The following is a 17,098-nucleotide window of genomic DNA, read 5'->3' on the forward strand; positions in this document are numbered from 1 at the left end:
TAAACTATTCCTCAATCATTTACCCACAATGTCAACAGCCGTTCGACTCGCCGGGATAACGAAGCGGTTCCCGGGGGTCATCGCGAACGACGACGTAGACATGTCCGTCGAGGGTGGGACGGTGCATGCGCTTCTCGGTGAGAACGGGGCCGGGAAGACGACATTGATGAACGTCCTCTACGGGCTGTACGAACCGACCGAGGGAACCGTCTACATCGACGGGACGCCGCGCTCGTTCGACTCGCCGCGAGACGCCATCGACGCCGGCATCGGGATGATCCACCAGCACTTCATGCTGGTCGACCCGATGACCGTCACCGAGAACATCACGCTCGGCAACGAACCGCGGAAGTGGGGCGGGTTGGCCATCGACCGCGAGACGGCCCGGGAGGAAGTCGCCGAACTGTCGGAACGGTACGGGTTCGACGTGGACCCCGACGCCCGAATCGAAGACATCTCCGTCGGCGCGCAACAACGCGTCGAGATTCTGAAGGCCATCTACCGCGGCGCGGACGTTCTCATCCTCGACGAACCGACCGCCGTCCTGACCCCGCAGGAGGTGGAGGAACTGTTCGCCGTCCTCGAAGAACTCACCGCGCAGGGGAAGACGATTATCTTCATCTCGCACAAGCTCGGCGAGGTGCTGGAGGCGGCCGACGAGGTGACCGTCCTCCGCGACGGGAAGAACGTCGGCACCGTCGCCACCGACGAGACGACGCGGGAGGAACTCGCGGAACTGATGGTCGGGCGGGAAGTGCTGATGGAGGTGGACAAACCGGCGATGGACGCCGGCGACTCCGTCCTCTCGGTCCGCGACCTGTCGGTCGAGGACGAACGCGACGTGGAAGTCGTCGGGGACGTGTCGTTCGAGGTTCGCTCCGGCGAGGTGTTCGGAATCGCGGGCGTGGACGGCAACGGGCAGGCCGAACTCGTCGAGGCCATCACCGGCCTGCGGACGCAGGAGTCCGGCACCGTCTCCTTCGAGGGCGAACGCATCGACGGGTGGTCGCGCCGAAAGCGCATCCGGGAGGGGATGGCCTACATCCCGGAGGACCGCCAAGAGCGCGGACTGGTGATGGAGTTCGACCTCGTGGAGAACGGCATCCTCGGGAGCCAGCACGCCGAACCGTTCGCCTCCGAGGGTCGAATCGACTGGGACACGTCCCGGTCGCACGCCGAGGACATCATCCGGAAGTACGACGTTCGCCCGCCGAACGCCGACGCCGACGCCGTCTCCTTCTCCGGCGGGAACCAACAGAAGTTCATCGTCGGCCGCGAGTTCGAACGCGACCCGTCGCTCGTCGTCGCGACGCATCCGACGCGCGGCGTGGACATCGGTTCGACCGAGTTCATCCACGAACGACTGCTCGACCTCCGGCGGGAGGGGAAGGGAGTGCTCCTGATATCCTCGAAGTTAGAGGAGGTACAGGGCCTCTCGGACCGCCTCGCGGTCATGTACGAGGGCGAGATAATGGACGTGGTGGACCCGGCGGCGGTGACCGAGGAGGAGCTCGGCCTCCTCATGGCGGGGGAGTACCCCGACTCCTACGAGTCGTCGCGTCGAACGGACGCCGCGGAACCCGCGGGTGAGCGTCGATGAGCGTCAAAGACGGCGTCGAACGACTCGTCGGCGCGTCGGCGTTCGAGCGGTTTCTCATCAGCGGTGCGGCGTTGCTGCTCTCCGTCGCCGTCGGGTTCGTCCTCATCCTCGCGGCGGGGCGGATGACGACGTGCGGGGCCGCCGCCGCGACGTACTTCGGCGTCGGGTTCTGTTACGACCCGTTCCTCATCTACGACCGCCTGTTCCTCGGCGCGTTCGGCAACTTCTCGGCGAACCCGCTCAACGGGCAGTTCGCCACGACGCTCTCGGAGACGACGATACTGATGTTCACCGGCGTCGCCGTCGCCGTCGCCTTCCGCGCCGGCATCTTCAACATCGGGACGCAGGGGCAGCTCGTCGTCGGCGGTCTGGTGACCGCGGTGGCGATTCCCGCCGTCGCGGCGACGATACCGGCCGGCGTCGGCGCGTTCGTCCTCCTGCCGTTCGGCCTCCTCCTCGGGGCCGTCGCCGGCGGCATCTACGGCGCGATACCGGGCGCGCTGAAGGCGTACGCCGACGCGAACGAGGTCATCACGACCATCATGCTCAACTTCGTCGCCACCTCGATCGCGCTGTACCTCGTGCAGAGTCACTTCAAGGACCCCGAGAGCTTCGCGACTCAGACGGTGCCGGTCCCGGACCAAGCGCTGTTCCCGACGCTGGTGTTCAACCCCCGCAACGACTTCTCGCTCGTCGCGTTCGGCCTCGCCGTCGCCCTCCTCGTGGCCGTCTACCTGATCCTCGAACGCACGTCGTTCGGGTACGACCTCCGGACGAGCGGTCTGCAGTCGGAGGCCGCCGAGTACGGCGGCGTCGACGCCGCCCGAACCGTCGTCGCGAGCATGACGTTCTCCGGAGCGCTCGCCGGCATCGGCGGCTCGATATACGTCCTGATGGTGCTGGGTAACTTCCAGACGGGCGTCCCCGCGTACGGGTTCGACGGCATCACCGTCTCCATCCTCGCGGGGAACAACCCCCTGGGCGTCGGCTTGGCGGCGCTGCTGTTCGGCGTCCTCAAGAGCGGGTCCATCGTCGTGGACGTAGCCACGGACGTGCCGCCGCAACTCGTCGGCGTCCTCCGGGGCCTCATCATCCTCTTCGTCGCCATGCCCGAGTTCTTCCGCCTCATCGGCAGACGCGTCTGGACGTTCGAAGACGAGGCGACCGGTCGTCCGGTCACCGACGGCGGCGTGGGAGGTGAGGCCGATGAGTGAGGCCAACCTCCGTTCCGGCCTGACGAGGGGCATCGACTCGCGGCGACTCGTCGCCGGCGTCGCGCTCTTCGCCCTCGCGGCCGTCGCCGTCCTCGGCGTCCTGTTCCCGTCGTCGGGCGCCGGGCAGTTGCTCTCCATCATGACCGCGAAGAGCACGATGTCCGCGACGCTCCGGCTGTCGGTTCCCATCGCGTTCGCCGCCCTCGGCGGTATCTTCGCCGAGAAGAGCGGCGTCATCAACATCGGACTCGAAGGGCTGCTCATCATCTCCGCGTTCGGCGGCGTCTACTTCGCCGACGTGACCGGGAGCACGTGGCTCGGCGTCGCCGCGGGCGTCGTCGCCAGCACCCTGCTGGCCGCGGTGTTCGCCGTCGTCTGCATCGAGTTTCGCGCCGACCAGATCATCGCCGGCCTCGCCATCTGGCTCATCGCGCTCGGGTTGGCCCCCTTCGCGTCGCAGGTGGTGTACGGCGGGCCGAACACCACGAGCGTTCCGACGGTGGGGACGGTTACGGTTCCGTTCCTCTCGAACCCGAAGTTCGGCGCGTTCGCCGCGCTCTTCGACGCGACGCCGTTCGTCTACCTGATGTTCGTCGCCGTCGTCGCCTCGTGGTGGACGCTCAACCGGACCGCGTTCGGTCGGTGGGTCCGCGCCAGCGGCGAGAACCCGAAGGCGCTGGACACCGCGGGCGTGGACGTGCAACGCGTCCGCTACGCCGCGGCCATCCTCTCGGGCGTCCTCGCCGGCATCGGCGGGGCGGCGCTGTCGCTCAGCATCGGACAGTTCACGGGTAACGGCCCGACGATGGTCAACGGCAAGGGGTTCATCGCCATCGTCGCCTACCTGTTCGGCAACTACAACCCCATCGGCGCGATGCTCTCGACGATGCTGTTCGCCGGACTGGACGCGCTTCAACTGACGCTGCAGGCGCGCGACGTGTTCGCGATCCCGCAACCCCTCGTGCGGACCATCCCGTACGTGACGGTCATCATCGTCCTCGCACTCGTCGGTCGGACCCGCATCCCCGAGGCCGCGGGCGACCACTACGAGTCGGGCGAAGACTGAGGCACCGCGCCGATTTTCGCCCTCTGCGTCGTCCGCTTCCGCCGTTCTCTTTTCGCCGTTCTCCGTTCACCGCTCTCCGTTCGCCGCCCGTCGCCATCCGGTCGGATATACTATTTTTCTGACCTTCTAACACGTCTGGGGGATTTATTATCAGGAACGGTGATGCGCCGCATATGCGCCCGCGAGACGCTGTCCGAAGTGCCGCCCGGTACCACCTCCGTGCGTTCGTCCCGACGGCCGTCGGCGTGGGTCTCGCCGGTGTCGGCCTCTGGTTCGGACTCCGAGGAGGCGGAACCCTCTCCCCGACCGCCCTGGCCGCCTCGGGCCGCGTCGTTCCGACCGCCCTCCTCGTCGGCGTCGGCCTCCTCGTCGCCGCGTTCGGCCGAACCGCCGCCCGCCTCGCCGCCACCGCCGACCTCGTCGCCGTCGAAGTCGAGGACGCGCGGGGCGGGGACGACGGAATCGACCCCGACGACCTGCGCGAGACGGTGTCGCTGGCGGTGCAACACGCCGTCGCCGACACGATGGACGTTGCGTCGGACCAGATAGAGGAGAACGTCGAAGACGCCGTCTCCCGCGCCCTCGCCGAACGCGGCGGGTCCGGGGCGGCCGACTCCGTCCGGAAAGTCGTCGACCCGACGGGCGAACGGGAGGTCCGCGAACTCGACGAACGACCCCCGTCCGCCGACCGCCCGTCCGCCGGGAGCGTGAACGGGGACGTCACCGCCGACGGGCCCCCCGCCGACCCTCTCGCCGAACGGCCGCGCGGCGACGAGGAGACGCACGACCCTCTCTCGGAGGCGTCCCGGCGGGCCAGCGAACGGATGCAGTCCCTCCTCGACGACGACAACAGCGAGTTCCCGGCGGAGGCGTCGCCCGACGCGCCCGCCGACGGCGCGGAGATACTCACCGACGACGGCGACGACGGCGGCGAGGAGTCTCGGCTCCCGGACGGTTCGACGGCGACGGCGGACGACGCGGAGATTATCGACGGGGACCGACGCGACGGCGAAGCGACCGGGGAGGAGGCGGCGGACGCCGACGCCGGGATGGTGTTCGGCACGGAACTGAAGGACGCGGAGTGACCGCGCTACTCGGTCTCGCCGGCCCGGCGGCGTGCGTTCGCGCCCGTCCCGTCGAACTGTCGCCTCGTAGGCGACCGAACCGGGCATAAAGAGTATTTCTTACACTGGGTTTTACCAATACTCATCATGTCTGACCTGTTATGGGGTCGCTCACCGACTACGCTGGGTACGGACGGAAGTTCCGGAAGGAACTCGACAAACTCGACCACCACACCGACGCCGATCGGCCGCACGTCAAGCGCTGGCTGAACAGCCTCGACGGCAACGTCACCGAGGGTACGATGGGCGAGTATCTCCGCCAGTTGCGCATCGCCTCGAAGAGACTCGACTGCCCGCTCGTCGAACTGACCGAGGACCGCATGGACGCCTACAAGTTCGAGATGCGCCACGAACGGCAGGGCGGTGACGGCCTCTCGGACTTCACCGTCAAACAGCGCCAGTTCGTCATCCGGCGCTTCCTCCAGTTCGTCAACAGCGACCTCGACGGCCTCGACTGGGCCGACGACTACGAACTCGTCAAACCCGACAGTAAGACCATCAGCGCCGACGACATGCTCACGCAGGAGGACATCCGCAAACTCACCGAGGGAGCGCAGAACCTCCGCGATATCGCCGTCATCGAGTTCCTCGCGGACACAGGCGCGCGCCTCTCGCTCATGGGGTCGCTCCGCGTCGGCGACGTCGACCTGGATACCGAGCAGGCTACCTACACCCCGAACGACGAAGCGAGAGGCCTGAAGGGTGCGCCGATCACCGAGTACCCGCTCATCGACTCGAAGGCGAGCCTGCGGACGTATCTCCGGAACACGCACCCCCGACCGGATGTCGACGAAGCGGCCTTCTTCCACAAGTTGAGCGAAACCAGACGGACGTGGCGTGAGGACGACGGCGCCGTCTCGCCGAACACGATCCGCCGGCAACTCCGTCGAGCGGCCGAACACGGCGGCGTCGACAAGCCCGTCAACCCCCACAACTTCCGACACTCTGCGGTGACGCGGATGGCTCGCGAAGGCTATACGAGAAGCCAGATCGAGCACCGCGTCCACTGGACCATCGACACGGACATGTGGGAGACGTACGAGCACATCGCGAGCGAACAGCACAACTCGGACATCTTCGCGCAGGCGGGCGTCATCGATCCCGAGGACCGCGACGGCCCGAGTCGGGAGCGACACCCCTGCGGAAACTGCCACGAGACGCTCGCCCCGCACCACGAGTTCTGCCCGCGGTGCGGCGAGCCCGCGACGCCCGAGCGACGCGAAGAGGTGGACGCCAAACGCGACGTCGTCGTCGACGAACTCGTGAAGGCGACCGACGCGGAGACGCGCCAGCAGCTGCGGACGCTGCTCGACGCCATCGACGAGAACCCGCAGCACGCCGTCGACGGGTCGTGAATCGTCTGCCGCGATACGAAGAGCGGGGGTCGTAGTCGCGGACATCGCAGTCTCCAACTTACGACACCTCCGAGAGTACGACGTCGTCACCGAGGCGGTGCCACGAGTTTCCGTGGGTGTCGCTACAGTAGATGATTCGAGCGACAGCGTCGGCGTTTTCGACGCACTCGGTGTGGTACGGCTCTCCGTCTTTAAGCGGGGCTACTTTCGTGTCCCAGTCGAGTTCCTCGTCACAACCGGGACAGGTGAAGTAGCCGCGTTCCTTGAACCGCTGAATCTCGCTGGTCTCTGTCTCACTCATCGTCGGTCCTCCCGTCGAGGACGGACTGGGCGAGTTCACCGATTTCCTCGCCTTCGTACTTCTTGACGAGTGCACGCAGCGCTTCGTCAGTCGAGTCCGTGTACTCGCCCGCGTTGGGAGCGTCACTCGAACTCATCGTTTCCTCCGAGGATCGACCTTCTCGGTCGATCGGTTCGGGCAGTCCTCGCGCGTCCCGTCCGTGTGCGGGCTCTTGTTCCACGCGCGGGCGTGCCCGTACTCGACGCCGTCACCGTCGACCGTGATCCAGTAGTTGCAGTCTACACAGACCGCATCGTGGTTCGGGTGCTCGACGGGGATGAGGTGTGATGGGAACTTCTGATCCGTCTCTGCTGGCGTCCAGTCGCTCCGGGCGCTGTTGTCGCGCGAGGGGTTCGCGGGTAGCGTCGTCATGCTGACCCTCCCACGTCGTCGGGATCGGCGTCGGCGAGCTTTCGCGCGAGGCCGTACCGAACCGGGCCCTCTTGGATGGGGCGAATCTTTGGTTCGCGGAAGGTGGCCTGACAGCGGTCACAGTAGTACGCCTCGGCCTCACTGGGCGGGTCCGACGAGATCCCACCCGGCCGGCGGCGAACCTGCGTCTCGTTACACTCGGGACAGGCACGCACCTCGCCCTTGCCAGTGACCGGTCGGCTCATAGGACCACCCCGATGGCGTACCCGACGAGCACGCCGACCTCGAAGATGATCGCGGCGATCCAGATGGCGAGGAACCAGAACGGGCACGTCCGAATCCGGCGGTGGAGTCTCGCCACCTGCCGGTGGAACCGCGTCATCAGGGCCATAGGTCTCCCCCTCCCTGCTTTTCGCGGACTTCTGCGACGTTTTCGAGGTACGTCGCGCCCTTGCGGATCTCGTTGGGATCGACGTTTGTGTGCCGGTCGACGAGTTGTTTGAGTTCCTCACGCCATTCTTCAGCGCTCATTCGGCACTCACCTCAAATTCCTCGTCGCTGCCGGTCTCGGTGAGGAACGTCTGGTCGGAGTCGGGGAGCGACGCGTACTCCAGCAGTTCCTCACGAAGCCACTTCGCGAACGTCGGCGTCGCCATCGTCGTGAACACGGCGACGTAGCCCGAGGCCGCGGCCGTCCCGCGGACGCTCGTCCCGTTCCACGAGTAGCGGAAGCCGAGTTGCGACGTCTCACGCCCGTCGGTCTGGCTGAGGTGGGCGTCGGCGTGGTAGTCGATACTGATGCGCGGGTTATCGGGGTCGGTCTTGTCGCTCGCCCCGACGTGCCACGCCTCGGCGGTGTCGTCGTCGCGCAGGTCGCTCGCCCACGCATCCAAGTCGAGGACGGCGCGGTCGATCCAGACGCCCGCACGCGCACCGAGGTAGTCGAACAGCCACTCGCCGTCTGAGGAGTCGACGCCGACGAAGCCCGCATCGAGGTCGGCATAGAAGTCGCACGCCACCTCGCGGAGCCCGTCGACCTTCTCGGTCGAGATGCCGGTCTCGTCGTCAACCCAGACGTCGGTCGTCTGCGTATCGATGGTGTTCGCGCAGGTGCCGTGGTACACTTCCGCGCCGTCGAGGTAGGCCGTCGACTCGGCATCGATGGCGGGAAAGCCGCTGTCGAGCCGGGAGTCGATGGTGGTCGTCTCCGCCGGGCCGTCGGTGAGACCGAGAATGCACGCGTGCATCAGTCGGCCACCTCCCGAAGGGCGGCGATGCGCTCTTCGAGCACGTCGTCCTCGACGAGCGTCTCGTTCGACTGCAGCAGCCCCAACTTCCCGAGGAGGTCCTTCGTCGTCATGAGCGAGTTCATGCCGATACGTCGGTGGACATCGAGCGCCGTCTCCTGGGCCTCGACCTCATTGAGCACTTCCGCGAGCGTACGCGGCGTCGTCGCGTCAGCGACAATTTGGCTCGGGTGTCCGTCGCACCACTCGGGAATGTCTGCGTCGTTCGACGCCTCCGGGCTCTGATCAAGCGGGGCGTCGGGCTCGTGATCGAGCGGAATGGGCTCGTCGTCGGGGTGCATCTGCCCGTGGTGAATGTTGAGGCTCTGGTAGGGGCCCTTGCCGCAGATGCCGCACCAGACTTTGGACTCGCTGTCGTCGGCGTCGTCGGCGTCGTACCGGTCGGCGTCGTCTTCGGCACTGGCCTCCGAGTCGTCCTCCTCACGCTCGTCGGTCTGGATATCGGGGGACTCGACTGCGTCGGCACCGTCGTCGATGACCGTGGCGAACGCTCCGAGGTCGAGACCATCCACGCGGTCACGCAGTTCGGCGATGCCCTCGACGACGAGGGGGAACATCTCTCGCGAGAGCGACGTCGTCCCTACGGGCGCGATGCGCGCAAGCCGGACGCCCTCGCCCCCGGACGTGCCTGACGCCGTCAGGACGACCGCGTGATCGTCGTCGCCGTCGATGCGGACGACGAGCTGGTCGACCGCGCCATCGCTGAACGTCTCTTCGACCTTCGCGAGCGTGGGCGTCACTCCGGCGGTCGGCGTCTCGATGCTCATCACCGCCACCCCCCGAGGTCGACGAGGTCGTCTTCGCTGGCGAGTCCCTTCTCCGTCTCGTCGGGGTCGATGGCCCCCGAATCGATCCACGAACGACCGGTCGCAGACTCGACGACGTGATAGTCCTCGCCGGCACGGCCGCCCGTCACGGGAACGCAGGCCAACGGAAGCGTGGCCGGCGACTCCCACGGGGAGCCGATGCCTTCGGCGGCGCGATGGCTGACGGCGGCCTCTTCATGTCCGGGCGACGCGCCCGGCGCAGTGGGCCACCCGCCAGAGTCTCGCTTATCGACCGTGGACATCACTCGCTCACCACCCACTCGTCGGTCTCCAACTCTCGTTTAGGCATGAACCCCATCGCGATGAACGAGAGGCAGAACATCGCCAGTCCTACGAGGGCGATGAGCATCGTATCGTATCCGAAAAACGTGCCGAAGAGGCCGACGGCGACACCGACGATACCGACGCCTGCGATTGCAGAAAGGCCATCGTGGTAACCGACTCGCGACATCAGGCGTCACCTCCGACGGTGACGCGGACGCCAGCGACTTGCCCGCAGTCGGGGCAGACGAAGCCGCCCGCCCGTCGCTTAGTCATCGTCGCGCCGTCGTTCCGGCAGGAGAGGGTAACCGCCATCACATCTCACTCCCGTGGGCGATGGCAGGCTCGATGTCGCCGGACCGGAGTCGAATCTCGGCGAGTTCGGCGGCGTCGCGGACGAGGTCCGCATCGACACCGGCGTCTTCGGCGAGCAGCGCGACGGCGGTGGGCATGTGGCCGTCGGCCCACTCGTCGGCAGCGACCATCAGGTCCGCGAGGAAGTGGAGCACGTCGGCGCTCATTCGCCGGCTCCCTCTAATACGGGGATGGAGACGCCGCGCTTCTTAGCCATCCAACGAAGCTTCGCGTCGATCGTCGAACGCCCCTTCTCAGTCAGTTCGTACTCGTTCGTCCGCTTGTCGAGTTCCGACTTGCTGATGAACCCGCCCTCGACGAGTTCGTCGAGGTTCGGATATAGCCGGCCGTGGTTTACGTCTTCGCCATAATAGTCTTCGAGGTCGGCTTTGACCCCGAGGCCGTGCTGGGGGCCGTCGGCGAGTATCGTTAGTATGTTCTGCTGAAAATCGCGCAGCTCAGTCGGCCGCAGCTTTTCTTGCGCTTCAGTTCCTCCCGTATCGTTGGGACAATCATTATTGCCCCGGTGGGTGTCTGCTGTCATGGGTACGGTCCCCGATACGATCCTCGATTGGATCCTCGGACATCTCGTCCGAGTTCGTTCACGGCACCGACACGGTGTCACGAATCCCCAGGGTAGGGGATCGGCCCATCCGGCGTGCGCCAACACGCCGGTTCTTCCGAACGATGATGGGACAGATTGACTATATCGCTCCCTCTACATATAGCTTACTGACAACTAGTCACCACCGTGGTGAGGTGGGGACTACACACAGTATTGTAGGCGTCACATCTAATACTCCCCATCCTGTACTGATGTGTAATCAGAACTACTATGAGCGTAGTCACAGATGGGTCAGACATGCGTAAGGGGGCTGAGTGGATGACCCGCCCCGCTGACGACAGCATCTTGGAGCTGCTGCGGGAGTACGGGAATCTCACGCCAACGGCTGTCGGAGTCCTCAGCGAGGGGGATCTGTCCCAAAGTCACGTCGGCAACCGCTTGCCCACGCTCGCGAAGTATGGGATGACCGGCCGCATCGCGCGTGGCCTCTATTATATCTCTGAGATCGGCTTGGCGTGGCTCGACGAGGAGGTCGACGCCTCGGAGTTGCCCGAACGGGACGAGCCGCTCGGTCCCGAGGACGCCCCCGCGTTCGTCTACGTCACCGACGAGTGAGAGGTGCCTCTGATCCTCGCCGGAGTGCCCCTTATCTCGCGGCGAACTGATCCTCTTCTTATGATCCCTCACGGAGCCGTCGGTGGATGCCCCATCGAGTACCGACGTCCCGTGCATCCACGTGAGACCACGATCTGACGCCGCGTAACTGGCTGCGACCGCGGAGGATATGGATGGCATAGAGCAGTCGGGATCGAAGTATTTCCGACCTCCCCGACACAGATTCATCTGCATGTCACCTACTTATACCTTTCCCGCATCGTCTCGTGTCAATACGACAATGAACGCTTACACCATTCGATGTATTATGATACGATATGATGTACTGTCCAGCAGTACGTCGTCTCATAGGACTGTCTATACCGTTGCCACTATGCCTACCTCGGGTGGATAGCCACACGAAATGGTTCGTAAGCCGGGGGCGTGGATGACGCCCGGAACCGATGAGCGCATTCTCGAGTACATGCGGGCGGAAGGGAACATGACGCCGCTGGCGCTGTCGCGCGATGGAGAGCAACCCCGGCTGGACAAGTCGCGCCAGCACATGAGCAACCGACTCGGAAAACTCGCCGAACGCGGGCTGGTCTACAAGCTCGACAAGGGGTTGTACGGGCTCACCGAGGCAGGCGAGGCGTACCTCGATGGCCGCCTCGACGCCCGCAGCCTTGAGCCCGTCGCCGACCTCACGGACCCAACGGGCCCGCTGCCCGGCGAGACTGAGAAGTGACATTGGTACGAGCCAACTAGTCAATCCCTGCGATAATGAATGTCTGCCGTACCCCTGGAGTGAAAGTGAAAGAAACGGCGAAAGTAGAACTCGTTCGGACAGTTCAAGCCCTGAATCACTAATCTACGGTTCTGGGGCCAATAACGTCTAATAACTGACGGACTGGAATTGCGATAGCGGTTCATATGTGATAGTCACAGACGTTAATGTGGTGACCTGTCATATGAACCTGGATCACTGAGCAGGTATTTACAGCCCGGTGAGTCGTCTGTGCGGTGTTAGCACGTCATAAGATCTTCTTGCACGCGTCCTAATCGTGCCGAGGGGCTAACACTTACGACGGTGCGCCCGAGTGGTTCGTTCCATGGACCGACGTACATTCTTAACACTCACCGGAACTGGACTACTAACTGGAATCGCCGGCTGTAGCGGTGACGCAAGTGAGACGACCACGACTGGCGGTGGTGGCGAGCAAACGACCGCCGCTGCGACGACGTCCTCGACGCCGAGCAAGACCGAAACGGAGACAGCGACCGAGACCGCGACTCCGACCGGCGAGGCCGCGGTCACTGCGACGAAGGAGGCGACGCTACAGGTCAAAGAGGGCGATTACACCACGAAGGCGTGGGCCGAGGCCGAACTCACGAACAAGGGCGACGCTCCGTCGGGCCAACTCCAGGTCGACGTCCGCTTCTACGATGCCGACGACAACATTCTCAGCACCGAAACCGGGTATCTCGCAACGCTCGGCCCGGGGGAGACGTGGCGGGCGTTCATCCCACTGTTTGGCGGCGACGCCAAAAACGCCGACCACGTCGAGGCCGAAGGCAAATTCTCGAAAGATCCGCCGGCCGTTCGCGATGGTGTTACTGTCGCTGAGAGCAGCCTCTCGGGTGGCGACACCGACAAGGTCGTTTCGACGGGTATCGTCGAGAACGGGAGCGACCGCGAAATTAGCTATCTCGAAGCCATCACCAAATTTTACGCCGGCGATGGCGTGGTCGTCAACACCGAGTTCTCGAATATCGACGGCCTCCCCGCGGGCGAGACGTGGAAATTCGAACACACCTACCTGCGGCAGTACGCGCCCGCGGTGACCGACCACACGGTCGTCCTCAACGAAAATATCTGAAAAGGAGTCCGGGGTTGGCTGAGGCGAGGTCAGTCTTTGCACCCGCCGTCGGTACGGACGTGCCGTCGCCCGCCATCGGTCGCACGCCCCTTCTCGATGCCGAGATTGTGCCGGGCCAAGGAGCAAACTTCCGAATGTTCAATCTGAGATAATGTCTCGTCACCAGCGAAGCACTCACAGCACCAGAAGTGGACGACCGTCCCTTGGATATAGCCGTGTGCCTTGTTCACCTCGCCAGCTTGGAGGATCACGAACTCGTGGTCCGCCTTGATCGCCTCACGGAACACGTCGGTACTGGGCTCGTGGGCCTCGTAGTCGAATTTCTCTGTGAGCGGGCAGTGATCTAAGTGGTCGATTTCGGCGATTTCCTCGTCCGACTGCTCGCACTGCCAGCACCTGTACCCGGCCCCGATACCGGCGGGCAGGTCGTATGCAGGCAGCGAGTCCATCGTCACCATCCGCTCGATGGGCAGGCCGTCGACCTGATCGAAGCGGACGCGGATGCTCATATCGGCACCGCCATGTCGGCGTCACATTCGAGCGTCGCCGGCGCCGTCACCGACTCTTGACCGCGCGTCATCCAGTCCTCGACGACCGGATCGTACACCTGCTCGACGCGCCGCCACGGGTACGGGTCGGCGTCGGCGACCTCCTCCCGCGGTTCGTAGACGACGCGCCGCCGTGGAGCGTCGCGGACGTCGTACTCGACGATGAGCTTCTTCCCGTTGCGGATGACCGTCGGCCCGTCGCGCTCACTCATCGTCCGTCACCCCAAGGTCGGCCTGCAGACCATTGGCCACCTGCTCGACCGACACCCACCACGGGAGTTCGACGTAGCGCTCGACGAGGAGCGCACGGATCAGGTGCTTGCAGCGCTTCCCTTCGTCACGCTTCCGATAGACGAAGTCGCCACAGTCGCACTGCAGCGCGTCGAGATTGACGACATGTTCACGTACCTCGTCGTCGACCTCGTTGATCACGACGACCTCGTGGTCGCCCCATGCGTTAGGGTGGTCGCGCTCGACGCGCAGCGGTTCGGTGAGCGCTCGACGCGTCGTCTCGCTGACGGGGAGCGGCTTGCGGTGGAGGTCGTGGTCGTCGTCGGTCATGGTCGGGGCGCTCTTACTCATCGGGAATTCCTCCCTGACGCTTCGGCGGCAGCTCCGGGTCGGGATTCCCCCAATCGGCGGGCACCTCGGCGACGGTCGTCGCGAGCCACGCCTCGTCGGACGCGCCCGGTCCGGTTTCGACGAGTCGCCAGCAGTCGTCGTCACCGTCCTGCGGACGGAGGAGATCGCACCACCGGTCGGGGCCGCCATGGCCGACCCACGCATCGTCGGAGCGCTTGGTCGCGCTCATTGGCCGTCGTCCTCCTGGTGGACGCACGAAACGCGGTATCGCTGGCAGTCCTCACAAAACGTCGCCTCAGGGTGATCAGAGGCGAGCATTAGTCGTCACCTCCGACACGCCGCACGCTCACCGAGTGGTGCATGTCGAGGATCACTTTGCCAGTGCGCTCGCCCTCGCGGAAGTGGCGTTGGTTGACGAGCAGGTATGTGTTCGCGTTCGCCCACTCGCCGGAGACTTCCACGGCGTGCTGTTCGACCGCCCCGTTCTCCATCGTCTCGAACGGCCGGGAGCCGGCGTCGCGGACGACGAGCGGTTTGCTTCGGTCCCCGAAAAGGACTTCGTCCCCGACGTCGAGGTCGCGGACGTCGTCGATGCGTTCGATGCGTTCTTCCGTACTGCGGTATTTCGTAGACATGCTTTCGTTTCCTGCGAAAGCGCGGTCGGTGTCTCCAGCACCGGCCGATTCTGCGACAGTCCGAATCGGCGAGCCACGCTTCACAGATGTTAGTACATTTGCTAACACCATAAAGGTTAGAGCACTTGCTAACATTACGATATGCGCTAAGTATTAGTAGATGCGCTAACTACCATTGGGTGAGAGGTTAGCAAATACTACAATGCAAACAGATGTAGTCCGGGGCATGGCGAAAACTCGGGCACTCCTTACTGAAACAGAGCGTGAACAGTTGGCAGGAGACCATGGGAATAACCGAAAGTACCAGGCGACATCACGGGCGAGACGGCGAATCGAAGACGAACTCCCTGCGGACGTGCGAGTGATGCAAGAACATCAGCAGGACCTGTTAGGCGAACTCCGTGGGGTTGTTTGCCCCGACGAGACGGCCGACGTCGACCTTGACGCCGTCCGCGACGCCACACGGGATGCGAGAGAGGCGTACGAGAGCGTCGACGGCAACGGCGTTGAGGACGCCCTCGACCGGCTCGAAGAGCTACTCGGGATGGAGGACACCGATGGCGACGTGTGAGACCTGCGGCGAGTACATCAGCCTCAAACTCGTGTCGTCGCACGACTCGGACCCGATCTCGACATTAGTTTCTTCCCCGCTCAAGAGTCTGGGGAAGTCGGGAAGAGTGTCCCGCGGAACTTCTACTGCGGGACAGAGTGCGCGATGGAACGCTTCGGCGAGGTGCTCTGTCGGGACTGTTCGTCGAAGCCGGTCGTGTTCCGGGTGAGGTGTTCGAGCGGGCTCTGTTCCTGGACGTACCGCGTTGAGGAGACGGAGTTCAACCGCGGACACGCGAAGACATTGGCTCAACAGGAGGCGAACAACCACGAGAAAGAGAAACGCATCTTCGACGACGATCCGATGCACACGACGACCGTCGAGGAGGCGGCCCGTGGCGAGTAAGACACTTCGACCTACAGGGAGAAGGAACGGTTGAGGGCCCTCATGACTGACGAACGCCGATTCACCCACTGCCCCCGATGCGGTACAGAAACCAACGGCAACGAGGTCTACCGGATGCCGATACAAGGGGACACACCGGACGCCAATCCCGCTGACGAAGCCGCGACCCCCGACCGCCAGATGGTCAACACCGAAGAGTGGATACGGTTCCTCCCCTGCGAGTGCGTCGTCCCGCCCGAAGAGTACGTAGAACTGTTCAAAGAGCGCATGGGCCGATGAGCGACGCACCACGCGGCGCGGCGGGCGTGGAGTTCCTCCGTCTCATCGCGGCGGTGACGAGTTGGTTCCTGAGAGTCATCATCCGGTCGGACTCGTGTCCATCGTCGTGGTCGTTCCCTACGCGGCCTTCATCGTGTGGGCAACTCCGGAAGTCGGGGACGTCCTTGGGACGGGCGGGATGGCGGTGGCGCTACTCGTGTTCTTGCTCCTGACCATGCCGGCGCTGGCCGTCTGCTTGCTTGTCGTCTCGCTCGTCGCAATGGAATACGTCCCATGGGACGTGGTCGACGCCGGGGGTCCGCGATGAGTGACTTCGACATGTTCGAGTATGGGTGGTTCTACGCGACGACCGAGGGGCGCGTGAGTATGCTCTCCTCCAAGAGCAATCTTCACGACATGACCGTCGATGAGGCGAAAGCCCTCCGAGACGAGTTAGAGAAGGCCATCCAGAAGGCCGAGGAGTTCGACGATGACTGACGGCGAGACTATTCCGAGTCGCCGCCGACTGCTTCAGCTATCTCGATGAACCATCCGACCATCTTCTGAAGGGCAAACATCGTGGTAAGAGTGGTGAGTGCGACAAAATGGCCGAGGGTAAATATAAGCAGCGCGGCAAGCCCCCAACGAACCATCATCTTCCAAGGACTGCCACCGCACACCAGATCCACGAACCATGATAGCAGCATCGCTCCGGTCTCGTAATTTGCCCGGATGCCGAGTACCGAGGAGAACACTCTCGGTGTCGACGACGTCGGCGTGGCGAAGGGGTCCGCGGCCGTCGTGGTCGTCGTGGCCGACCGTCGCCGCCGTCGCGACGCACCGCCAGTCGGCGTTCCAGCCTGCCCGATCGCGTCGCCGATCGCGTTGAGGTGGCTCTCTGTCACCGAGTCGAGCTTCTGCGCAGCTTCGAACACCGATTCGAGGTCGGGCATCGCGTTGTGAGTCGGGGCGAGCGCGTCAGCGGCCGTTTCGTTGACAGCAGCGACGTGTTCGAGAGTACCCCTGAGTGGTTCGAGTTTCTCCTGCTCTTTGGCCATGCGTTCCGCAGCGGGTTGGTACGTCTCTGCAGCGTTAAGCGAGGCCTCCGTGACTGGTCCGAGCGCCTTCTGCATCGACTCCAACATGTCGGGGGAGATGAACGGTCCGAAGGTGTTCTCGTCGTCGTCATCGTTGGAGTCCGACATTTATGAATCGCCTCCGAGAGGGACCTGACCCCGGCCGCTGAGCCAATCGCCGAGTA

General features: G+C 64.4%; 31 protein-coding genes and 1 pseudogene. 13 read left to right on the forward strand and 19 right to left on the reverse strand.

The window, feature by feature from the left end; translation table 11 throughout:
* The first annotated feature begins 28 nt into the window (after positions 1–28).
* From ACFQEV_RS11530 to ACFQEV_RS11550, 5 genes are all read left to right on the forward strand, one after another.
* Entirely contained in the window at positions 29–1,600 is a 1,572-nt protein-coding gene (locus ACFQEV_RS11530) for an ABC transporter ATP-binding protein (protein ID WP_379696007.1), read from the forward strand.
* The gene (locus ACFQEV_RS11535; RefSeq protein ID WP_379696009.1) at positions 1,597–2,814 is read left to right on the forward strand and encodes an ABC transporter permease; all 1,218 of its coding nucleotides are present in this window, start codon (positions 1,597–1,599) and stop codon (positions 2,812–2,814) included. The genes ACFQEV_RS11530 and ACFQEV_RS11535 overlap by 4 nt, the downstream gene beginning before the upstream one ends.
* Positions 2,807–3,880 carry an ABC transporter permease gene (locus tag ACFQEV_RS11540; RefSeq protein WP_379696011.1) on the forward strand — a complete coding sequence of 358 codons (1,074 nt, stop codon included), beginning with the start codon at positions 2,807–2,809 and terminating at the stop codon, positions 3,878–3,880. The genes ACFQEV_RS11535 and ACFQEV_RS11540 overlap by 8 nt, the downstream gene beginning before the upstream one ends.
* Positions 3,881–4,053: 173 nt before the next feature.
* Positions 4,054–4,965, forward strand: coding sequence for a hypothetical protein (locus tag ACFQEV_RS11545; RefSeq protein ID WP_379696013.1), 912 nt, complete (start codon positions 4,054–4,056; stop codon positions 4,963–4,965).
* A 140-nt stretch (positions 4,966–5,105) separates the two neighbouring features.
* On the forward strand, positions 5,106–6,359 hold the full coding sequence (locus ACFQEV_RS11550) for a tyrosine-type recombinase/integrase (RefSeq protein ID WP_379696015.1): 1,254 nt from the start codon (positions 5,106–5,108) through the stop codon (positions 6,357–6,359).
* Between the two features lie 58 nt (positions 6,360–6,417).
* On the opposite strand, the gene ACFQEV_RS11555 is transcribed toward ACFQEV_RS11550, so the two are convergent.
* The 13 genes from ACFQEV_RS11555 to ACFQEV_RS11615 are packed head-to-tail and all read right to left on the reverse strand — an operon-like array spanning position 6,418 to position 10,364.
* Positions 6,418–6,660, reverse strand: coding sequence for a hypothetical protein (locus tag ACFQEV_RS11555; protein ID WP_379696017.1), 243 nt, complete (start codon positions 6,658–6,660; stop codon positions 6,418–6,420).
* Complete coding sequence (locus tag ACFQEV_RS11560; protein ID WP_379696019.1) at positions 6,653–6,796, reverse strand: hypothetical protein; 144 nt, start codon at positions 6,794–6,796, stop codon at positions 6,653–6,655. The genes ACFQEV_RS11555 and ACFQEV_RS11560 overlap by 8 nt, the downstream gene beginning before the upstream one ends.
* Entirely contained in the window at positions 6,793–7,071 is a 279-nt protein-coding gene (locus ACFQEV_RS11565) for a hypothetical protein (RefSeq protein ID WP_379696021.1), read from the reverse strand. Before ACFQEV_RS11565 ends, ACFQEV_RS11560 begins: the two co-directional genes overlap by 4 nt.
* Positions 7,068–7,316 carry a hypothetical protein gene (locus ACFQEV_RS11570; protein ID WP_379696023.1) on the reverse strand — a complete coding sequence of 83 codons (249 nt, stop codon included), beginning with the start codon at positions 7,314–7,316 and terminating at the stop codon, positions 7,068–7,070. The genes ACFQEV_RS11565 and ACFQEV_RS11570 overlap by 4 nt, the downstream gene beginning before the upstream one ends.
* Positions 7,313–7,462: a hypothetical protein gene (locus ACFQEV_RS11575; protein WP_379696025.1), complete on the reverse strand. Its 150-nt coding sequence runs from the start codon at positions 7,460–7,462 to the stop codon at positions 7,313–7,315. Before ACFQEV_RS11575 ends, ACFQEV_RS11570 begins: the two co-directional genes overlap by 4 nt.
* Entirely contained in the window at positions 7,453–7,602 is a 150-nt protein-coding gene (locus ACFQEV_RS11580; RefSeq protein WP_379696027.1) for a hypothetical protein, read from the reverse strand. The genes ACFQEV_RS11575 and ACFQEV_RS11580 overlap by 10 nt, the downstream gene beginning before the upstream one ends.
* Positions 7,599–8,318 carry a hypothetical protein gene (locus ACFQEV_RS11585; RefSeq protein WP_379696029.1) on the reverse strand — a complete coding sequence of 240 codons (720 nt, stop codon included), beginning with the start codon at positions 8,316–8,318 and terminating at the stop codon, positions 7,599–7,601. The genes ACFQEV_RS11580 and ACFQEV_RS11585 overlap by 4 nt, the downstream gene beginning before the upstream one ends.
* Positions 8,318–9,145 carry a hypothetical protein gene (locus tag ACFQEV_RS11590; protein WP_379696031.1) on the reverse strand — a complete coding sequence of 276 codons (828 nt, stop codon included), beginning with the start codon at positions 9,143–9,145 and terminating at the stop codon, positions 8,318–8,320. The genes ACFQEV_RS11585 and ACFQEV_RS11590 overlap by 1 nt, the downstream gene beginning before the upstream one ends.
* Positions 9,145–9,447 carry a hypothetical protein gene (locus ACFQEV_RS11595; protein ID WP_379696033.1) on the reverse strand — a complete coding sequence of 101 codons (303 nt, stop codon included), beginning with the start codon at positions 9,445–9,447 and terminating at the stop codon, positions 9,145–9,147. Before ACFQEV_RS11595 ends, ACFQEV_RS11590 begins: the two co-directional genes overlap by 1 nt.
* On the reverse strand, positions 9,447–9,656 hold the full coding sequence (locus ACFQEV_RS11600; protein WP_379696035.1) for a hypothetical protein: 210 nt from the start codon (positions 9,654–9,656) through the stop codon (positions 9,447–9,449). Before ACFQEV_RS11600 ends, ACFQEV_RS11595 begins: the two co-directional genes overlap by 1 nt.
* Positions 9,656–9,781, reverse strand: coding sequence for a hypothetical protein (locus ACFQEV_RS11605; protein WP_379696037.1), 126 nt, complete (start codon positions 9,779–9,781; stop codon positions 9,656–9,658). The genes ACFQEV_RS11600 and ACFQEV_RS11605 overlap by 1 nt, the downstream gene beginning before the upstream one ends.
* Positions 9,781–9,987 (reverse strand): hypothetical protein, encoded by a 207-nt coding sequence (locus ACFQEV_RS11610; protein WP_379696039.1) that lies wholly within the window; start codon positions 9,985–9,987, stop codon positions 9,781–9,783. Before ACFQEV_RS11610 ends, ACFQEV_RS11605 begins: the two co-directional genes overlap by 1 nt.
* Positions 9,984–10,364 (reverse strand): PadR family transcriptional regulator, encoded by a 381-nt coding sequence (locus tag ACFQEV_RS11615; RefSeq protein WP_379696041.1) that lies wholly within the window; start codon positions 10,362–10,364, stop codon positions 9,984–9,986. The genes ACFQEV_RS11610 and ACFQEV_RS11615 overlap by 4 nt, the downstream gene beginning before the upstream one ends.
* Before the next feature lie 318 nt (positions 10,365–10,682).
* Between ACFQEV_RS11615 and ACFQEV_RS11620 the strand changes: the two genes are divergently transcribed.
* From ACFQEV_RS11620 to ACFQEV_RS11630, 3 genes are all read left to right on the forward strand, one after another.
* Positions 10,683–11,000: a PhiH1 repressor gene (locus ACFQEV_RS11620; protein ID WP_379696043.1), complete on the forward strand. Its 318-nt coding sequence runs from the start codon at positions 10,683–10,685 to the stop codon at positions 10,998–11,000.
* Positions 11,001–11,427: 427 nt separating this feature from the next.
* Entirely contained in the window at positions 11,428–11,727 is a 300-nt protein-coding gene (locus ACFQEV_RS11625) for a hypothetical protein (protein WP_379696045.1), read from the forward strand.
* Positions 11,728–12,091: 364 nt separating this feature from the next.
* Complete coding sequence (locus tag ACFQEV_RS11630; protein WP_379696047.1) at positions 12,092–12,859, forward strand: FxLYD domain-containing protein; 768 nt, start codon at positions 12,092–12,094, stop codon at positions 12,857–12,859.
* Between the two features lie 29 nt (positions 12,860–12,888).
* Here ACFQEV_RS11630 and ACFQEV_RS11635 read toward each other — a convergent pair whose 3' ends face one another.
* From ACFQEV_RS11635 to ACFQEV_RS11655, 5 genes are all read right to left on the reverse strand, one after another.
* Positions 12,889–13,368, reverse strand: a complete 480-nt coding sequence (locus ACFQEV_RS11635; RefSeq protein WP_379696049.1) for a hypothetical protein — start codon at positions 13,366–13,368, stop codon at positions 12,889–12,891.
* Positions 13,365–13,619 (reverse strand): hypothetical protein, encoded by a 255-nt coding sequence (locus tag ACFQEV_RS11640; RefSeq protein ID WP_379696051.1) that lies wholly within the window; start codon positions 13,617–13,619, stop codon positions 13,365–13,367. The genes ACFQEV_RS11635 and ACFQEV_RS11640 overlap by 4 nt, the downstream gene beginning before the upstream one ends.
* On the reverse strand, positions 13,612–13,968 hold the full coding sequence (locus ACFQEV_RS11645; RefSeq protein ID WP_379696053.1) for an SWIM zinc finger family protein: 357 nt from the start codon (positions 13,966–13,968) through the stop codon (positions 13,612–13,614). The genes ACFQEV_RS11640 and ACFQEV_RS11645 overlap by 8 nt, the downstream gene beginning before the upstream one ends.
* 13 nt (positions 13,969–13,981) lie before the next feature.
* Complete coding sequence (locus tag ACFQEV_RS11650) at positions 13,982–14,218, reverse strand: hypothetical protein (RefSeq protein ID WP_379696055.1); 237 nt, start codon at positions 14,216–14,218, stop codon at positions 13,982–13,984.
* Positions 14,219–14,306: 88 nt separating this feature from the next.
* A complete protein-coding gene (locus ACFQEV_RS11655) occupies positions 14,307–14,624 on the reverse strand; it encodes a hypothetical protein (RefSeq protein WP_379696057.1) in 318 nt (105 codons plus the stop codon).
* Between the two features lie 226 nt (positions 14,625–14,850).
* On the opposite strand from ACFQEV_RS11655, the pseudogene ACFQEV_RS11660 reads away from it, so the two are divergent.
* From ACFQEV_RS11660 to ACFQEV_RS11680, 5 genes and pseudogenes are all read left to right on the forward strand, one after another.
* A pseudogene (locus tag ACFQEV_RS11660) lies at positions 14,851–15,057 on the forward strand (hypothetical protein); the annotation flags it as partial.
* Between the two features lie 282 nt (positions 15,058–15,339).
* Complete coding sequence (locus ACFQEV_RS11665; RefSeq protein ID WP_379696059.1) at positions 15,340–15,579, forward strand: hypothetical protein; 240 nt, start codon at positions 15,340–15,342, stop codon at positions 15,577–15,579.
* A 42-nt stretch (positions 15,580–15,621) separates the two neighbouring features.
* A complete protein-coding gene (locus ACFQEV_RS11670) occupies positions 15,622–15,858 on the forward strand; it encodes a hypothetical protein (RefSeq protein WP_379696061.1) in 237 nt (78 codons plus the stop codon).
* 94 nt (positions 15,859–15,952) lie between these two features.
* Positions 15,953–16,165, forward strand: coding sequence for a hypothetical protein (locus tag ACFQEV_RS11675; protein WP_379696063.1), 213 nt, complete (start codon positions 15,953–15,955; stop codon positions 16,163–16,165).
* Positions 16,162–16,335, forward strand: a complete 174-nt coding sequence (locus ACFQEV_RS11680; protein WP_379696065.1) for a hypothetical protein — start codon at positions 16,162–16,164, stop codon at positions 16,333–16,335. The genes ACFQEV_RS11675 and ACFQEV_RS11680 overlap by 4 nt, the downstream gene beginning before the upstream one ends.
* Positions 16,336–16,343: 8 nt before the next feature.
* Here ACFQEV_RS11680 and ACFQEV_RS11685 read toward each other — a convergent pair whose 3' ends face one another.
* Positions 16,344–17,042 carry a hypothetical protein gene (locus ACFQEV_RS11685; RefSeq protein ID WP_379696067.1) on the reverse strand — a complete coding sequence of 233 codons (699 nt, stop codon included), beginning with the start codon at positions 17,040–17,042 and terminating at the stop codon, positions 16,344–16,346.
* Between the last annotated feature and the right edge of the window lie 56 nt (positions 17,043–17,098).

It is taken from the genome of Halopelagius fulvigenes (assembly GCF_042662625.1).
In the GTDB taxonomy this organism is placed as follows: domain Archaea; phylum Halobacteriota; class Halobacteria; order Halobacteriales; family Haloferacaceae; genus Halopelagius; species Halopelagius fulvigenes.

Coding starts and splice junctions, on each gene's coding strand:
- ACFQEV_RS11530 (WP_379696007.1), top strand. CDS start 29: ATGTCAACAGCCGTTCGACTCGCCGGGATAACGAAGCGGTTCCCGGGG.
- ACFQEV_RS11535 (WP_379696009.1), top strand. CDS start 1,597: ATGAGCGTCAAAGACGGCGTCGAACGACTCGTCGGCGCGTCGGCGTTC.
- ACFQEV_RS11540 (WP_379696011.1), top strand. CDS start 2,807: ATGAGTGAGGCCAACCTCCGTTCCGGCCTGACGAGGGGCATCGACTCG.
- ACFQEV_RS11545 (WP_379696013.1), top strand. CDS start 4,054: ATGCGCCCGCGAGACGCTGTCCGAAGTGCCGCCCGGTACCACCTCCGT.
- ACFQEV_RS11550 (WP_379696015.1), top strand. CDS start 5,106: ATGGGGTCGCTCACCGACTACGCTGGGTACGGACGGAAGTTCCGGAAG.
- ACFQEV_RS11555 (WP_379696017.1), bottom strand. CDS start 6,660: ATGAGTGAGACAGAGACCAGCGAGATTCAGCGGTTCAAGGAACGCGGC.
- ACFQEV_RS11560 (WP_379696019.1), bottom strand. CDS start 6,796: ATGAGTTCGAGTGACGCTCCCAACGCGGGCGAGTACACGGACTCGACT.
- ACFQEV_RS11565 (WP_379696021.1), bottom strand. CDS start 7,071: ATGACGACGCTACCCGCGAACCCCTCGCGCGACAACAGCGCCCGGAGC.
- ACFQEV_RS11570 (WP_379696023.1), bottom strand. CDS start 7,316: ATGAGCCGACCGGTCACTGGCAAGGGCGAGGTGCGTGCCTGTCCCGAG.
- ACFQEV_RS11575 (WP_379696025.1), bottom strand. CDS start 7,462: ATGGCCCTGATGACGCGGTTCCACCGGCAGGTGGCGAGACTCCACCGC.
- ACFQEV_RS11580 (WP_379696027.1), bottom strand. CDS start 7,602: ATGAGCGCTGAAGAATGGCGTGAGGAACTCAAACAACTCGTCGACCGG.
- ACFQEV_RS11585 (WP_379696029.1), bottom strand. CDS start 8,318: ATGCACGCGTGCATTCTCGGTCTCACCGACGGCCCGGCGGAGACGACC.
- ACFQEV_RS11590 (WP_379696031.1), bottom strand. CDS start 9,145: ATGAGCATCGAGACGCCGACCGCCGGAGTGACGCCCACGCTCGCGAAG.
- ACFQEV_RS11595 (WP_379696033.1), bottom strand. CDS start 9,447: ATGTCCACGGTCGATAAGCGAGACTCTGGCGGGTGGCCCACTGCGCCG.
- ACFQEV_RS11600 (WP_379696035.1), bottom strand. CDS start 9,656: ATGTCGCGAGTCGGTTACCACGATGGCCTTTCTGCAATCGCAGGCGTC.
- ACFQEV_RS11605 (WP_379696037.1), bottom strand. CDS start 9,781: ATGGCGGTTACCCTCTCCTGCCGGAACGACGGCGCGACGATGACTAAG.
- ACFQEV_RS11610 (WP_379696039.1), bottom strand. CDS start 9,987: ATGAGCGCCGACGTGCTCCACTTCCTCGCGGACCTGATGGTCGCTGCC.
- ACFQEV_RS11615 (WP_379696041.1), bottom strand. CDS start 10,364: ATGACAGCAGACACCCACCGGGGCAATAATGATTGTCCCAACGATACG.
- ACFQEV_RS11620 (WP_379696043.1), top strand. CDS start 10,683: ATGCGTAAGGGGGCTGAGTGGATGACCCGCCCCGCTGACGACAGCATC.
- ACFQEV_RS11625 (WP_379696045.1), top strand. CDS start 11,428: ATGACGCCCGGAACCGATGAGCGCATTCTCGAGTACATGCGGGCGGAA.
- ACFQEV_RS11630 (WP_379696047.1), top strand. CDS start 12,092: ATGGACCGACGTACATTCTTAACACTCACCGGAACTGGACTACTAACT.
- ACFQEV_RS11635 (WP_379696049.1), bottom strand. CDS start 13,368: ATGAGCATCCGCGTCCGCTTCGATCAGGTCGACGGCCTGCCCATCGAG.
- ACFQEV_RS11640 (WP_379696051.1), bottom strand. CDS start 13,619: ATGAGTGAGCGCGACGGGCCGACGGTCATCCGCAACGGGAAGAAGCTC.
- ACFQEV_RS11645 (WP_379696053.1), bottom strand. CDS start 13,968: ATGACCGACGACGACCACGACCTCCACCGCAAGCCGCTCCCCGTCAGC.
- ACFQEV_RS11650 (WP_379696055.1), bottom strand. CDS start 14,218: ATGAGCGCGACCAAGCGCTCCGACGATGCGTGGGTCGGCCATGGCGGC.
- ACFQEV_RS11655 (WP_379696057.1), bottom strand. CDS start 14,624: ATGTCTACGAAATACCGCAGTACGGAAGAACGCATCGAACGCATCGAC.
- ACFQEV_RS11665 (WP_379696059.1), top strand. CDS start 15,340: ATGGAACGCTTCGGCGAGGTGCTCTGTCGGGACTGTTCGTCGAAGCCG.
- ACFQEV_RS11670 (WP_379696061.1), top strand. CDS start 15,622: ATGACTGACGAACGCCGATTCACCCACTGCCCCCGATGCGGTACAGAA.
- ACFQEV_RS11680 (WP_379696065.1), top strand. CDS start 16,162: ATGAGTGACTTCGACATGTTCGAGTATGGGTGGTTCTACGCGACGACC.
- ACFQEV_RS11685 (WP_379696067.1), bottom strand. CDS start 17,042: ATGTCGGACTCCAACGATGACGACGACGAGAACACCTTCGGACCGTTC.